General features: G+C 60.4%; 11 protein-coding genes. 1 reads left to right on the forward strand and 10 read right to left on the reverse strand.

Annotation, left to right across the window (positions count from 1 at the left end):
* The first annotated feature begins 36 nt into the window (after positions 1 to 36).
* A complete protein-coding gene (locus B9Y51_RS11500) occupies positions 37 to 114 on the forward strand; it encodes a twin-arginine translocation signal domain-containing protein (RefSeq protein WP_353954373.1) in 78 nt (25 codons plus the stop codon).
* Here B9Y51_RS11500 and murD read toward each other — a convergent pair.
* From murD to dinB, 10 genes are all read right to left on the reverse strand, one after another.
* A complete protein-coding gene (gene murD, locus B9Y51_RS10550) occupies positions 80 to 1,633 on the reverse strand; it encodes a UDP-N-acetylmuramoyl-L-alanine--D-glutamate ligase (protein WP_085529620.1) in 1,554 nt (517 codons plus the stop codon). The two genes, B9Y51_RS11500 and murD, sit on opposite strands and share 35 nt — an antisense overlap.
* Positions 1,633 to 2,754: a phospho-N-acetylmuramoyl-pentapeptide-transferase gene (mraY, locus tag B9Y51_RS10555; protein ID WP_048678825.1), complete on the reverse strand. Its 1,122-nt coding sequence runs from the start codon at positions 2,752 to 2,754 to the stop codon at positions 1,633 to 1,635. Before mraY ends, murD begins: the two co-directional genes overlap by 1 nt.
* A complete protein-coding gene (locus B9Y51_RS10560) occupies positions 2,751 to 4,256 on the reverse strand; it encodes a UDP-N-acetylmuramoyl-tripeptide--D-alanyl-D-alanine ligase (protein ID WP_085529621.1) in 1,506 nt (501 codons plus the stop codon). Before B9Y51_RS10560 ends, mraY begins: the two co-directional genes overlap by 4 nt.
* The gene (locus B9Y51_RS10565; protein WP_048678832.1) at positions 4,253 to 5,953 is read right to left on the reverse strand and encodes a UDP-N-acetylmuramoyl-L-alanyl-D-glutamate--2,6-diaminopimelate ligase; all 1,701 of its coding nucleotides are present in this window, start codon (positions 5,951 to 5,953) and stop codon (positions 4,253 to 4,255) included. The genes B9Y51_RS10560 and B9Y51_RS10565 overlap by 4 nt, the downstream gene beginning before the upstream one ends.
* A 107-nt stretch (positions 5,954 to 6,060) precedes the next feature.
* A complete protein-coding gene (locus B9Y51_RS10570) occupies positions 6,061 to 7,908 on the reverse strand; it encodes a peptidoglycan D,D-transpeptidase FtsI family protein (RefSeq protein ID WP_245826155.1) in 1,848 nt (615 codons plus the stop codon).
* 228 nt (positions 7,909 to 8,136) lie between these two features.
* Entirely contained in the window at positions 8,137 to 8,838 is a 702-nt protein-coding gene (ftsL, locus tag B9Y51_RS10575) for a cell division protein FtsL (RefSeq protein WP_085529623.1), read from the reverse strand.
* A complete protein-coding gene (rsmH, locus tag B9Y51_RS10580) occupies positions 8,835 to 9,827 on the reverse strand; it encodes a 16S rRNA (cytosine(1402)-N(4))-methyltransferase RsmH (RefSeq protein WP_085529624.1) in 993 nt (330 codons plus the stop codon). Before rsmH ends, ftsL begins: the two co-directional genes overlap by 4 nt.
* Before the next feature lie 184 nt (positions 9,828 to 10,011).
* Positions 10,012 to 10,443, reverse strand: coding sequence for a division/cell wall cluster transcriptional repressor MraZ (gene mraZ, locus B9Y51_RS10585; protein ID WP_048678836.1), 432 nt, complete (start codon positions 10,441 to 10,443; stop codon positions 10,012 to 10,014).
* Between the two features lie 328 nt (positions 10,444 to 10,771).
* Positions 10,772 to 11,167, reverse strand: a complete 396-nt coding sequence (locus B9Y51_RS10590; RefSeq protein ID WP_085529625.1) for a DUF3040 domain-containing protein — start codon at positions 11,165 to 11,167, stop codon at positions 10,772 to 10,774.
* Between the two features lie 93 nt (positions 11,168 to 11,260).
* Entirely contained in the window at positions 11,261 to 12,550 is a 1,290-nt protein-coding gene (gene dinB, locus B9Y51_RS10595; RefSeq protein ID WP_245826157.1) for a DNA polymerase IV, read from the reverse strand.
* Between the last annotated feature and the right edge of the window lie 38 nt (positions 12,551 to 12,588).

Consider the following 12,588-nt stretch of genomic DNA (forward strand, 5'->3'; position numbering starts at 1 on the left):
ACATAGCGGTATCCGTCGGCGATCTTGGTCCACAAAGTGTCGCGGCGTGGCTTTCTCGGGCGCTCCGGTGCTGCTGTGCTCATGCTCCGGCGCTTCCTTCCCCGGCTTGGTTGATCTTCTCAACGAGCGCACTCACGGCGTCGATGAAAGCCTCGCCGCGTTCCGCATAGGAAACGAATTGATCCATCGACGCCGCGGCGGGCGCCATGAGAACGGTGTCGTTTTGCTCCGCCAGCTCATGCGCGATGCGCACCGCTGACGACATGATGGATGGCCCGTCTTCAGAAGCAACCTCGGGCGAGGCGGCGTGATGAATCGGCACCTGCGGCGCGTGCTTGCTCAGGGCATCCGCCAAGGAGTCGGTGTCGGTACCGATCAAGATCACTGCCTTGAGGCGGTGGGCGTGCTGGGCCACGAGGTCGTCGTACGCCACACCTTTCGACAGCCCTCCGGCGATCCAGATGACCGGGTCAAAGGAACTGAGCGATGCGTCGGTCGCGTGCGGATTGGTGGCTTTGGAATCGTTGACCCACAGCACGCCATGCGTGGTGGCCACGGGTTGGATGCGGTGCGCTCCAGGTTGGTAGTTCCGCAAACCATCTCGTACGGCCACCGGGTCGACACCAGCCGCTCGTGCCAGGGCCGCAGCTGCCAGAGCATTCTCGACCGTATGACGCGTGGGCAACTCCCCCGTGTCTTTGACGTTGGCGAGCTCCGCAGCCGACGTCCTACGCTCTTCCACGAACGCACGGTCCACCAGCAATCCATCCACGACCCCGAGTTGGGACAGATACGGCGAATCGGTGGTGAAGGAAATCGCCCGGCAGCCTTCCTGCACGTCGGCTTCTTCGACCATGCGTTCGGTCAGAGGAGACGCAGCGTTATAAATGCAGGCCACGCTGGTGTTTTCGTAGATCTTGGCCTTGTCTGCCTGGTAGTTCTCGAAGGAACCATGCCAGTCGATATGGTCTTCGGCAATATTCAGCACTGTCGCAGCAAGGGGCCTCAGCGAATGGCTCCAGTGCAACTGATAGCTGGACAGCTCCACCACAAAGACGTCGTAGTCGACGGGATCGCGCAAAGCGTCAAGAATCGGTGTTCCCACATTGCCCACGGCGATCGCTTTTAAGCCGGCGGCCTGAAGGATGGACTCGGTCATACCGACGGTCGTGGTCTTGCCGTTGGTTCCCGTCACGCACAACCACTCTGTGGTCTTGCGCCCGGCGCGCTCACGCAGTCTCCACGCGAGTTCAACCTCTCCCCAGATCTGAACACCCTCACGGACGGCCTGATCCAGAATGCCCAGGGTGGGACGCAGACCCGGTGAAGTCACGACGAGATCAGGCCGTGCGCCGTCGACGTCGGGCAGGGAATTCATCGCTCCATCGCCGAGGACTGCTCCCGCCGCCCCCACGATCCCGAGCGTCTGCTCTTTGTACCGGGTGTCTTCGGTGTCCTGGCCGTCCACGACGACGACGCGGGCTCCCAGCTCGATCAGGGTGTCGGCTGCGGCAAATCCGGAGACGCCCAGGCCCGCGACGACCACACGCAACCCCGACCATGAGGCGTCCCAGCTGGTCAGTTCGGCCAACCGTGAGTTCTCCACGACGGGATTCTCATTGGTTGCTCGCATTAATTGCTCACTCCTCCGTGGCTGATGAGCCAGTCACCATAGAAAACGCCAAGGGCCAAGGCGACGAAGAGACCGGCAATGATCCAGAAGCGCACGACCACCGTGACTTCTTTCCATCCCTTGAGTTCAAAGTGATGCTGCAAGGGCGCCATCTTGAAGACGCGTTTCCCACCTGAAAGTTTGAAGTACCCCACCTGGATGATCACGGATGCGGAGATCATCACGAAGAGGCCGGCCATGAGCACCAGGAGAATTTGAGTGTGGCTCAAGATCGCGAAGGCCGCCAAGGCACCACCGAGCCCCAAGGAGCCGGTGTCGCCCATGAAGATGGTGGCCGGTGACGTGTTCCACCACAAGAAACCGATCAACGACCCGACCAAGGCGGCGGCCACGACCGACAGCTGGCCGGGATCCCTCACCTCGTAACAGACGTTTTCTACAGAGCCCGGGCCACAGAGGTGGTTGGTCTGCCACATGGTGATCATGAGGTACCCGGAAAACACCAGAATCGAGGCACCTGTTGCCAGGCCGTCCAGCCCGTCCGTCAGATTGACGGCGTTGGTCGTGGCCGTGCCGATCAGGTTAGACCAGATCACGAAGAGGATCACTCCGACTACAGGGATGCCAAAGGAAAGGTCCAGCCATTGGATGTCCCGAGTCAATGAGATGTGCGTCGAAGCCGGAGTCCAGCCCCGGTCATCGGGAAGCAACAGGGCCAGCACACCGAAGATCACGCCGACGGTTCCCTGCAGAACAATTTTGCCTTTCGGCGTGAGCCCCAGCGACTGCTTCCGGGCAATCTTCTTGAAGTCATCGATGAATCCCACACCGGCCATGCCGATCATGAGGAACATCAACAGCAGTGCCGATGCCGACGGCGTCAGCGTGCCGCCAAAAATCAGGCCGTTCAAGAGAAGAGAGAGGAAAAACGCGACGACCGTGGCGCCCATAATAACGACGCCGCCCATCGTGGGAGTGCCTCGTTTAGTCTGGTGGCTCGTGGGTCCGTCCTCACGAATGAACTGGCCGTACTGCTGCCGCACCAGAACCTTGGTGAACAGCGGCGTCCCGGCCAGCGAGAGGATGAGACCGAAGGCCGCGGCAAGCAAGATGGAAATCATGCGTTTCCTTGCGCCTTTCTTCCTAGTGCGTGTCCGGCCTGAGGGCCGCCGGTTTGATCGTGTGCCACTCTATCGCCCAGGAAGCGTAGACCCGCGCCGTTCGACGATTTGAAGAGAGCAATGTCTCCCGGTTCAAGTTCACGTCGCAGGATCTCGAAAGCTTCATCCGCGTCCTTGACCCATACGGCTTCGTCGCCCCAGGAGCCCTCTAGATGGGCCGCGTTGAATAGTGGCGCGGCTTCCTCGCCGATGACAACGAGCTTGGGAATATTCAACCGCACGACGTCGCGGCCGACTTTGTCGTGTTCCTCAACCGAGGCCTCGCCCAGCTCAAGCATCGGGCCCAGGACAGCCCAGGTCCGCCGTGGCGGTTGTGCGTCCCTGCCCATCTGCGCGAGCGTGCGCAAGGCTGCGGCCATGGATTCAGGGTTAGCGTTGTAGGCGTCGTTGATAACGGTCACACCGTCCGGACGATCCGTCCGTTCCATGCGGTACCGGCTCCCCGCGCCTAGTGTGTTGAGGCCTTGAACGATGGCTTCGGGCCGAAGACCTGCCATAAATGCCAACGAGGCGGCCGCCAAGAGGTTGTACACGTGGTGCTCGCCCATGAGTTTCGAGGCGACGGAAAATTCGTCACCGTTCGGGAAGGACAGACGGAAGTGCGGGCAGCCTCCCTCGTCTGTTCGGAGGTCCCTCGCCTCGAGCAGGTCGTGGTCGGTCGTTCCCACGTGGCGGCCTTCGACCCCGAAGTACGTCACGGGGGCCGAGGCCTTGGACTGCATCGGCGCCACCCGGGTGTCGTCCAGGTTCAGCGCCACGCCACCGGTCGATGCGACGCCGTCGGCAAGTTCCGACTTGGTGATGGCGATGTTTTCTACTCCGCCAAATTCCCCGGCGTGAGCGGTGCCCACCTTGAGAATCGCGCCGTAGTCCGGCACCACCATGTCGCAGAGGTAACGAATATTGCCCAGATGATTAGCGCCCATCTCGATGACGAGGAAGCGTGTGGTGTAGTCCGCGCGGAAAACCGTCAGCGGAACGCCGACTTCACCGTTGTATGAGCCGATGGGGGCAACCGTGGGCCCCTCCTCGGCGAAGATTCCTGCCAGAAGATCCTTGGTAGTGGTCTTCCCCGCGGAGCCCGTAATTCCTACGACCGTGACATCGCCATGCCGACGAAGCCTGCCGACGATGTCATGTGCCAAAGCACCCATAGCCTCGACGACGTCGTCCACCACGATGGCGGGATATACGGCACCCTCGGGATCGGAGGTTTCCCTCTCTGCCAGGGCTACCGGGGAACCAGCGTCACGAGATACACCAATGAATCGATGCCCATCCGTAACTTCTCCGGGTTTGGCGATGAAAAGGGTTCCTGCCGACACCTCGCGAGAATCCGTGGTCGCCGAGTCACAGGTCGTGGACGCCGCGAGAGTCTCGTCCATGCCGACGATCCGTCCCCCGACCGCCTCGGAGATTTGTTGAACTGACAGTTCAATCATGATTGTCCTCCCGTGGCTTCTTCTCGTGCGCGCCGAGTTGCCAGAGCTTGACGCAGCTCTTCACGATCGTCGAGGGCATGGTCCACCCCGGCGACATCCTGGCTGGTCTCATGTCCTCTGCCGGCCACCAAGATCGAATCCTGTGGCCCGGCAATCTCGACGGCCCGTGCAATAGCGGCGGAGCGCGGAGCGATATTCTCCACACTCGAAGCCCGTGCGCCGTCCTTCATGGCATCCCGAGCACCGGCTTCGACGGCCTCGCGGATAGGCCCCGGCGCCTCATGGTGAGGATCATCGTCGGTGACCAGCACGACGTCGGCGTGCCGAGCGGCGATGGCTCCCATGATCGGACGTTTGGTCTGGTCTCGCTGGCCGGTGGCACCAAAGACCACAATGACCTGACCGTGAGCCTCGTCGTTCGGACGGATCGCGTCCAAGGCACGCTCGAGGGCATCCGGGTTGTGCGCAAAATCGACGATCGCTACCGGTTCTTGACTCAACACTTGCATGCGGCCCGGCACCAGAGGCGTCAAGGCATCCTCGGTGGCCAAGACGTCTCGCAGACGGTCGAAATCCACGCCAGATTCGGCGACCATCACGGCAGCAAGAGCCGCATTGGAGACGTTGAAGTCGGCGGGTAAGCCCGTGGCCGTGCGAATCTCCCGGCCGTCCCTGTGGCGGAGGGTAAAACGATGCCCGATGCCCGCAGGCTCCACCGACTCGACCGTCCAATCGGCGTCGGGCCCTTCCGATCCGGCAGTATTCCCACGGCCAAATCCGGTGGACAGGGTGACGACTGAGCCGTCTCCCTGGGCCTGACGTGCGGAGTCCGCCATCCAGAGGCCCCACGCGTCGTCGATAGTGACCACGGACCGTCGTGAATGTTCCGGGGTAAAGAGTTGTGCCTTTGAGGAAGCGTAGGCCTCCATCGTGCCGTGCAAATCCAAGTGGTCCTGTGTGAGGTTGGTGAATCCAGCGACGTCGTAAACCAGACCGTCCACACGCTTGTAGTCCAGGGCGTGCGACGAAACTTCCATGGATGCCGCGGTAATCCCCTGCTCCCGCATCACCGTGACCAACGAATGAACGTGGGTGGATTCCGGCGTCGTCAGTTTGCTCGGGATGGCGGTGCCACCGGCAAGGATCTCGATCGTGCCAATGAGACCGGTGAGGTGGCCCAGTTCCGACAGCACCGAATTGACCATGTAGGTGGTGGTCGTTTTGCCATTCGTCCCGGTGACCGCGAAGAGTCGCTGGTCTTCGGCGGATGCGGGCTGGCTCGAATAGATGTGAGCGGCCAACGGTCCCACGACGTCGCGCACCCGATCCACGATGAGCACCGGCAGCTGAACGCCAAGGGCCCGCATCCTTGCGAGGCCGGGTTCGTCGGTAAGAATTGCTGCCGCTCCAAGGCGTACGGCTGCCTCGGAAAAATCGGCCCCGTGGACGTTCGCCCCGGGAAGCGCCACGTAGAGATCACCGGACTGAACTTCTCTGGAGTCCATGCTGATGCCGGCCACAACTACGGTGGTGGCACCTTCTGCCCGTGCGGCGTACCCCCACTCCTCTAGCGCCGAGGAGAGCTCGTCCAGGGACCTGGTTGGCACATTCGACGGGCGCAGGTTTTGGGCGGTCCCCTTCAGAGAGTCCGGACCCGGAGGGGGCGTGTGCTCCGCCGACCGTTCCTCAGAAGTCATGTGGGTGGTCCTTCTTCCTGCGTCCTGCATGCGTGCTCTTGCGGGTGTACCCGATTATTGCTGCTAAGTGGTCTTCACAAGGGAAGACACTACGTATCACGGTGCGATTACCTGCCTTCGCCCGTCTCGTCGTCGGTAAATTTGGGGATCGAGACCGGCTTTGTCGTCGATCGCGGCACTTGATAGTACTGCAAAACTTTTTCCATGATCTTCGAAAAGACGGGGGTACAACCAATCGCGGTGACATCGCCCTTGGGCCGCTGCAAGACGACGCCGACCAGGTAGGTCGGATCTTCCATGGGCCCGATGCCAATGAACGAGGTCGTATAGCCGTCGTAGCCGCCGCCCTTGTCCGCCGGGGCTTCCGCGGTTCCGGTTTTACCACCGACGCGCCAGCCCTTGACGGCAGCCTCCTTGGCGCCGCCTTCGGTAACGACCACTTCCATCATGTCCCGCACCAGTTGCGCGGTGCGCTCGGACACGATGCGCTTCCCCTCGGGTTTGGGCCGCTTGTCCTCGGTACCATCCGGCCCGACGATGGACTCCACGATTCGCGGCGTAAGTTGTATTCCCTTATTCGCCACGGCTTGATAGGCCATCATCGTTTGAAGCGGCGTCTGAGAGACACCCTGACCGAACAGCACCGTGTACTGCTGGCGGACATCCCAGTCTTTGGCTGGCGCCAAAATCCCTCGGTTCTCGCCTGGCAGTTCGATACCGGTTTTCTTTCCGATGCCGAATTTTTCGAGCCAGTCGTGCCGCTGGTCTTTCGAGAGCTGTTTTCCGGCCAAGACGGTTCCCGTGTTCATGGAATCCGCGATAATTCCGGCAAGGGTTCGCTTTTGTGCCCCGTGGTCGAAGGCGTCGGTAATGGTCTGCCCGTCGATGTGGAGCTCGGCCGGAACGTCGAATCCACTCGTGGGCGTGGACTTGCCCTCTTCGATCACGGCCGAGGCGGTCAGAATCTTTTCCGTCGACCCGGGCTCGGTGGCCGCGCTGACGGTCCTCGCCGCGAAGTCACCCGGAGCCGCCTTTTCGTAGTTGTTCGGGTCAATCATCGACGAATCGGCCAACGCCAGTATCGAGCCGTCTTTAATGTTCATGACCATCGCGGTCCCCCACTCGGCATCCAACTCATCCGAGCGGGCTTTGACCTGCTGCTGAGCGAAGTACTGAATATCGCGATTAATGGTCAGACGAACGGTCTTACCGTCCTCGGCGGGTTGATTCATATCTTCGCCCACCGGGATGCGGATGCCATTGGCACTGATTTCGTAGACTCGTTCGCCATCTTTACCCGTGAGGTCAGTGTCGAACTGGAGCTCAATGCCGCCGGCGGCGCCCTCAGAGTTCAGGAACCCGACGACGGAACCACCAATGGAACCGTCCGGGTAGCTGCGCTTGGAAATGGACTCCGAATAGATAAATGGAGCCTTGATGTCCATGACCGCGTTGTTGACATCAGGCGTGACCTCTTCGGCGATGACGGCGTATTTGCTGTCTCCATCGAGGCTCTTTTTGATGTCGTTGTCCGGCTTCTTGAGGATGTCGGCCAGTTTGTACACCACATCCTGAACGCTCATCTCTTTCTCGTTCAAGCGGTCAACGGGGGCCACAGCCGTTTGGTCCACGGTGATCTTGTATCGCTGAATTGAACGAGCCAAGACGTTGCCGTTGATGTCATGAATTTCTCCGCGCAGTGCGGCAATTTTCTGGGTACGACGCCGTGCATCCAGGGCCGCTTTGGCTCGCCCGGTGGGGTCGATGGCTTGCACCCAAAAGAGTCGCCCCACCAGGAGGGCCAACATGGCAAGAAACGCGGAAATGCCAATAAAGCTGCGCCGAAGTATGCCTTGGGCTTCCTGGCCTTCGGCGCCCGCCGCCCCCTCGGCGTTTCTGCCGTCGCGGGGATCATCCGGTTGGGTCCGCCCGGGGCGATCCTCGGTTGAATCCACTGGCTTCTTTCCTACCCCTCCGTATCGTGGCGGGGACGCACCCCGAACCTTCTTCATCTCCCTGCGTCGGCGATCAAGCGCCGACCGGGATCTGGACCGAATTTCTTAGTCTAGAGCCTCGAACTGAACGATCCTGGCGGTCCGAGAGTGGAAACCACCACAATCGACCTCACCACTCACGACCTGTCAAGGACGCTGTGACCTCGCTAAAGTTTCAGCCCCTACCTGTTAGTTCGAATGAGCACTCTGAGAGGGTTGTGCAGACGGCTGGTCCGACTTTTTATTGTCGTCCTTCTTTTGGTCGGCTTGCTTCTTTTGGTCGGCTTGCTTTTTCTGATCTTCGGCTTGCTTGGCGGCGTCGGTGTCGCTCTCCAGCGGCGGATCGATCAAGTTGGTCTGACCGTTCTTCTTCGCCTCGGCGTCGTCCGACGGGGCCGCTTGTGCCGCAGCGGGTGTGCCGCTGATCTTCGAGTTTTTAAGATCGAGCTGCGCCTGATCGCTGGCGGAGACCATTCCCAGCTGTGAAGCGCGAATCGCCAAGTTCTGAGGAGCCTGGTGATATTCGATCTCCTGACTCATTTTCTGATTGTCCTCAGTGAGGGAACGCTCCTGAGTGCGAAGGTCCACGAGTTTGTATTGATTTGAAGACAAGGAGATATTCAGCAGAAGGACCACGCCCAGGGTCATGAAGACACCCAGTACAGTGGCAATCACGAGCGATAGCCGTCGGCGACGACGTGCGACCGTGGCGGTGGCGAGCGGGCGACGACGACGCGGCTCCGGGGCCACGGCCAGCTCATGCTCGAGTTCTTCGACTTCGGCATCCCCGACGACGCGAAGGTTGCGTCGCTCCTTGACCGCACTCAGGTTGAGGGCGGCGGGTACACCATTCTCGGTTTCCGAGTCTGTGTACTGCGGTTCTGCACTCATGAAGCCGTCCTAGATTCGCGGATTCGTTCCGCGGCCCGCAACCTTGCGGAGGCCGCGCGCGGATTATTGTCAATTTCTTCGTCGGTTGGATTCTCGACGCCGCGAGTCAAGATCTTGACTTCGGGTCGGTGTTCTTCCAATTCGACTGGAAAACCTTTGGGGGCCGTGGAGACCGCCAAAGCCGTCATCCCACGCTTCACAATTTTGTCCTCAAGTGAGTGATAGCTCATGGCTACGACACGGCCCCCAAGGGTAAGAGAATTCAGTGCGGCGGGAATTGCGGCCTCGAGAGCCTCAAGCTCATGGTTAACTTCAATCCGAAGGGCCTGGAAGGTTCGCTTGGCGGGATGACCCGAATGTCGCTGAGCCGCGGCTGGAACAGCCTTCTTGATGATCTCCACGAGTTCACCCGTACTGACAATTCGGTGATCCTGACGAACTTCAACTAGAGATTGAACAATTCGACCGGCAAGTTTTTCTTCGCCCCAGTTGCGGAGTATGCGCCGGAGGTGATTTGCGTCATATTCATTCACAACAACCTCGGCGGTGAGATCATCGTCGACATTCATGCGCATATCCAACGGCGCATCGAAGGAATAGGCGAAGCCTCGCTCCCTTTCATCGAGTTGAAAGGACGAAACTCCGAGATCGAAGAGAACGCCGTCGACGCCCTGTAGGCCACGGCGCCGAACGATCTCTGGAATCTGGTCGTAAACTGCGTGCTCGGGCTGGAAACGGTCACCAAAGCGCTTCAACCGCTCTCCGGCCAATCGGTGGGCCTGAGCATCACGGTCGATACCGATCACCGTTAACGCCGGAAACCGCTGCAAGAGATGTTCGGTATGTCCACCCATTCCCAAGGTGGCATCGATGACCACGGGGCGTTGGCCCGAGAGAGCGGGCTCAAGCAAGTTCACGCACCGCTCCAAAAGTACGGGAACGTGACGATCACGTGCCGACCGCTCCTCGTGAGAGGTCTTTGCATCCATCAAAGGCCTCCGTTTCTCCTCGTGGCTACTCAGTTGCGCGAAATTGCGCTTTTCCGCACCCCTACGGCAAGAACACTGCTGCCTGGTCCCCATCCAAACGAATTCGGCCCTCAATATGGCCTGGCTCAGGGGAAGTTGAGCCAGGACGATTCCGAATCGTCGGCTGGAGATCACGCACCAGAGGTCACATCAGCCCCGGGATCACCTCTTCATCGGTTTCCGAAAATTCCGATTCCTTTTCTCGCAGGTACTCGTTCCAAGCATCCGCGTCCCAAATCTCGGCCCGGGTCCCAGCGCCGATCACGGCCAGCTCTTTCTCAAGACCTGCATATTCCCTCAACGAGGAGGGAATCGTGACACGACCCTGTTTGTCGGGCACCTCATCCGACGCACCCGAGAGAAACACGCGAATGTAGTCGCGGGCCTGCTTCGACGAAATAGGGGCTTGGCGCATTTGCTCATGCACCCGCCCGAATTCCGACTCGCTGAAGACGTAGAGGCAACGCTCCTGTCCCCTGGTCAACACCAAGCCCTCCGAGAGTTCGTCTCGGAACTTGGCCGGCAGGATGAGTCGCCCTTTGTCATCGAGGCGAGGCGAGTACGTTCCGAGGAACATTCGCCACCGCCTCCCCTGAATACATTGCGTGCACTCTCTTGGTCGAATGCCACAGAAACATAAGGAACCACCCTTATTGCTCCTGCGCCCACCACTTTACTCCACTTCCCTCCACATGCAACACTTTTCCTCCATATCTTGGAGGAACACCCCCGTCCACGGCCGCAGAACGCTGCTATTCCGGGGCGGATACGTGGTGGAGGACGTGCAAACGCTTCGCCCTCGTGGTGGTGCACATCGACGTTTTTGGGCACAAAAAAGGGCCGACACCGTGACAAGGTGTCGGCCCAGCCTCCTGGTGGAGGACAGTGGGGAGGAAAGTGGAGGCCTAGCCTCTGTTGTTCCGTTCCTCCCATTTCTCTTCTAAACGTCGCATGAAGGACGACGACGAACCGGCGGATTTCGGAGCACCATGTGCAGAACCGCGCTTGTGACCTTTCGTGCTGGAGCCGCGAAGTGTTGCCACGTAGACGCCGAGCCCCATCACGACGAATCCTACGACTCCCACGACGACCAGCTTGGACGCAACGCCAGCGAGTACACCCACCAACCCCACGACCGCGATGACGATGCCCAGCACCAGATACCGCACGGATATTCCGCCTCGATCTCGAGTAGACGAGGTCGTCTCGGAGTGCATGGACTGCGCGAAATGCGGATCCTCGGCATTCAGCTGCTGTTCGAGCTGGTCCAACAACTTCTGCTCGTGTTCAGACAGTGGCATGGTCGTCTCCTCTTCCCAGGGCCGGGATGCTGTGACGGCCAGGGAAACCGTCCGTCATCCGTCCGTTAAGAATAGTGCTTCCTGGGATCAATTTCACTGGGAGGAACCTCGTAGGTCGTCCCGGAGGCGAGGAGTTTCGCTATCCTCTGTCCTAGCTTTCCCCTCCTTCTCGTATCGAGGCGCCACCGCGCCCTTCAGGAGGCGCGCCGGTAGCAGCCCCGTCGGCCCGAATTTTTCCCGAATCTGGTCCATCGCCGACTCCGCATGGTCCCACTCCCCTTCCGCGACCAACTGATCGGAGGACGCCGCGTCCCAGAGCGAAAGCTGCCGGCCCGAATCGTGCAGGTCTAGTCGTTCCGCCCGCACACCCACTAACCGAATCCGCGAAGCTACCGGGCCTAAATCGTCGAATAGGCGCTCGGCGGCGTCGTACACTTCACGTCCCGTTTTCGCTCCCTGGTCCAGGGAACGTGCACGGCTTACGGTACGGAAGCTCTCATCGCGAACCTTGATCGCGACGCCGTATGCCCGTCGGCCACTTGCCCGAAGCCTGCGCGCGACGTCGTGGCTCAGCTGAAGCAACACCGTCTTGATCTCACGCACGTCGTCGGTGTCGTAGCTGAAGGTGTGCTCCGCTCCCATGGACTTTTCCACCCGTTCCGTCACGACGGGACGGTCGTCGATTCCCCGGGCCAGGTTGTATAGGTGAGCACCCGAGGCCTTGCCGAGCCGCCTCACCAAATAGTCGAGGGGAGCTTGACGGACGGCACCCACCGTGTCGAATCCGGCCTCGTGGAGATTTTGAGCCGTCTTTTCCCCGACTCCCCACAACGACCGAACGGGCAGGGGATCCAAAAAGTCGTGAACTTTGGCATCGGGAACAATCCATAATCCATTGGGTTTTGAACCGGTTGAGGCCATTTTGGCCAGGAATTTATTTCCCGCGATACCAACGGATGCGACTAATCCCGTGGCTGACTGGATGTCCGCCCGGAGCCGCCGGGCAATCGCCACGGGACTCCCCATTCTCCGGATGGCTCCCGTGACGTCGAGGAAGGCCTCGTCCACGCTGACTTGCTCCACCAGGTCTGTGACCTGACGCAGAATTTCCATCACCTGCCGGGAGTAACGGCGGTAGGCTCCATGAGTCGGATCGATGTAGACGGCGTGGGGCGCTAATTGTCGGGCGCGAGCCACGGGCATCGCGGACCGCACTCCCAGGTCACGGGCTTCGTAAGAGGCCGACAGGACCACGGAACGCGTACCCGAACCAGCCACAACGACTTGCTGGCCCACGAGTTCTGGCCGCGTCAGCAGCTCAACCCCCACGAAAAAGGCGTCCATATCCACGTGCATGATCACGCGGTCGTCAAATCCACGCACGCTCCCCGACATGGCTCCTCCAATTCTCTCCAGACCCC

The organism is Kocuria massiliensis, assembly GCF_900169715.1.
Classification (GTDB): domain Bacteria; phylum Actinomycetota; class Actinomycetes; order Actinomycetales; family Micrococcaceae; genus Rothia; species Rothia massiliensis.